The organism is Marinospirillum sp. (assembly GCF_014859565.1).
Genome location: NZ_JACUUA010000365.1, coordinates 1 through 2,417, shown reverse-complemented (window position 1 = coordinate 2,417; position 2,417 = coordinate 1). Strand labels below are relative to the sequence as shown.

At 52.5% G+C, this 2,417-nt stretch carries 3 protein-coding genes; all 3 read right to left on the bottom strand.

Translation table 11 applies throughout. The features are described 5' to 3' along the window. The coding region (folC, locus tag IBX50_RS19710; protein ID WP_292258100.1) for a bifunctional tetrahydrofolate synthase/dihydrofolate synthase at positions 1–1,237 on the bottom strand (1,237 nt) is incomplete at its 3' end. Between the two features lie 7 nt (positions 1,238–1,244). Next, complete coding sequence (gene accD / locus IBX50_RS19705) at positions 1,245–2,108, bottom strand: acetyl-CoA carboxylase, carboxyltransferase subunit beta (protein WP_292258099.1); 864 nt, start codon at positions 2,106–2,108, stop codon at positions 1,245–1,247. A gap of 68 nt (positions 2,109–2,176) precedes the next feature. Further along, positions 2,177–2,417 (bottom strand): tryptophan synthase subunit alpha (locus tag IBX50_RS19700; RefSeq protein WP_292258098.1); only part of this gene is annotated, 241 nt, incomplete at its 5' end.

Here is a 2,417-nt window from a genome sequence, read left to right as displayed (position 1 = left end):
GTGCCAAAGCCGTTTTGTACGCCTGCTGCACTTCGGCATCATCACAGACTGCCAGAACCTCAGCACCCATTTGCTGCAGCAACTGTGCCAGTTTTTCTGGTTTTGCTGCCCGCGGCAAGGGTAAGGCAGTAGTAATCCAGGCATCCACCAATGGCAACAGGGGTTTGAGTGTTGCAGCCATGTCTTTGTCGGCCATCATACCGACCAGCGCCACACGCCGAACTTCACCCTGCTGCTGCAACTGTTTAGCCAGATATTCCGCTGCCTCAGGATTATGAGCAACGTCCAGTAGCCAGTAACCCGTATTCGTGCGGATACGCTGCATCCGACCCGTCAGATGTGCTTTTGCCAGCCCTTCGACAACAACTTGATGTTTTATTTCCGGCCAGGCCAGCAATAACGCTTGTACTGCTGTGGCAGCATTGTCCGCAGGCAAGGAGTTCACCGGCAAATCATTCAAGTGCAATGGTTGGTGCTGCTTATTCTGACCTTGCCAGTGCCAATAGCCTTGCTGCGGCAGACTACGAAAATAATGCTCACCCAGTTGAAAAATATCGGCGCCCAGTTTGGCTGCAATTTTTTTTACACTATCCGGCAGCTGTTCACTGCCCAGCACCGCAGAGCAACCTGGCCGAAAAATTCCGGCCTTTTCAGCACCTATCAGCTCCAGGGTATCCCCCAGATAATCCTGATGATCCAGCGCCACGGTTGTCAGCACTGCAACATCACAATCCACAATATTCACCGCATCCAGTCGGCCACCCAGTCCTACTTCCAGCAACCAAAGATCCAACCCGGCATCCTGAAATAACAACAAACCTGCCAGCGTGGCAAATTCAAAATAACTCAGTGAGAGGGTGTGTTCTGGTGGCTGGCAACGTGCGGCTTCAATCTGCTCAAAGGCATGGATGATTGCCGTATCACTGACGGGTTCACCATTGATCTGGATTCGCTCGTTAAAATGCAGAAAGTGGGGAGAGGTATAACTGCCAACACTTAACCCAGCTGCCAGTGCCATGGACTGGGTCATTGCCAGAGTAGAGCCTTTACCGTTGGTTCCGGAAAAAGTAATCACTCGGCAGGAACGGGAAGCAGCGGTCAGCGGCAGGTTCAGCCGCAAGGCAACTGCTTTGACACGCTCCAGCCCCAGATCAATTTCTCGTGAATGGAGTGTCTCAAGGTGTTTAAGCCAGGTGTCCAGTGTACTGGACGAACCTGGCAGAAGTTCAGAGGTCACGAAACAATCAAGCTGCAGGCTGCTGGGTCATTTTTCGCAGCAGTCCACCCAGGGTATCCGCCATCTTATGACGATGAATAATCATATCCACAGTGCCGTGTGCCAGCAGGAATTCTGCACGCTGGAAACCTTCCGGCAGTTTTTCGCGTACGGTCTGCTCAATGACTCGCGGACCGGCAAAACCACACAGGGCAAAAGGCTCGGAGACATTCAGGTCACCCAGCATCGCCAGTGAAGCAGATACACCACCGTACACTGGATCAGTCAGCACCGAAATATAGGGTACACCCGCCTGTTTCATACGCTCCAGCGCCGCAGAGGTTTTTGCCATCTGCATCAGCGAGAAGAGGGCTTCCTGCATGCGTGCGCCGCCAGAAGCTGAAAAACAAACCAGCGGCACCCGCTCTTTTAATGCCAGCTCAGCTGCGCGGGCAAACTTCTCACCCACCACCGAACCCATGGAGCCGCCCATGAAGTTGAATTCAAACGCCACAGCAACCACTGCAATACCGGTCAGGTCACCACGCATGGCAATCAGAGCATCTTTTTCACCGGTATCCCGCTGCGCTGCAGCCAGACGATCTTTGTATTTTTTAGAGTCACGGAATTTCAGGCGATCCACCGGCTCCAGTTCAGCAAACAGTTCACTGGCCGTGCCCTTATCCAGAAAAGACTCCAGACGTTTGCGTGCTGTAATACGCATGTGATGATCACACTTGGGGCAAACGTGCTGATTTTTTTCCAGCTCGGGACGATAAAGTGCGGCATCACACTTGGGGCATTTACGCCACAGACCTTCCGGCACATTGGCTTTACGGTCGTTCGTTTCAGAACGGATGATGGATGGAACAATTCGGTTTAACCAGCTCATAATAAACCCTGTAGCCTAAAATCAGTGTGTAGAGTTTAACCCAGGTGACGACCTGGATTGTAAATTTTTCAGGCAGGCAGCTTATCCAGCGCCTTGCGCATGTCACCCAATACCTGTTTAAGAGCCGCAGCAATTTTTTCGGGTTGATCTGCCAACTCGGCCACTTGACTGACCAGAGCACTCCCCACAATCACACCATCGGATACTGCACCCAGTGCTGCAGCAGTGGCACCATCACGAATACCAAAACCAACAGCCAGCGGCAGATCGGTGATACCGGCAAATTCTGCCAGCCTTGCTGAGACACTG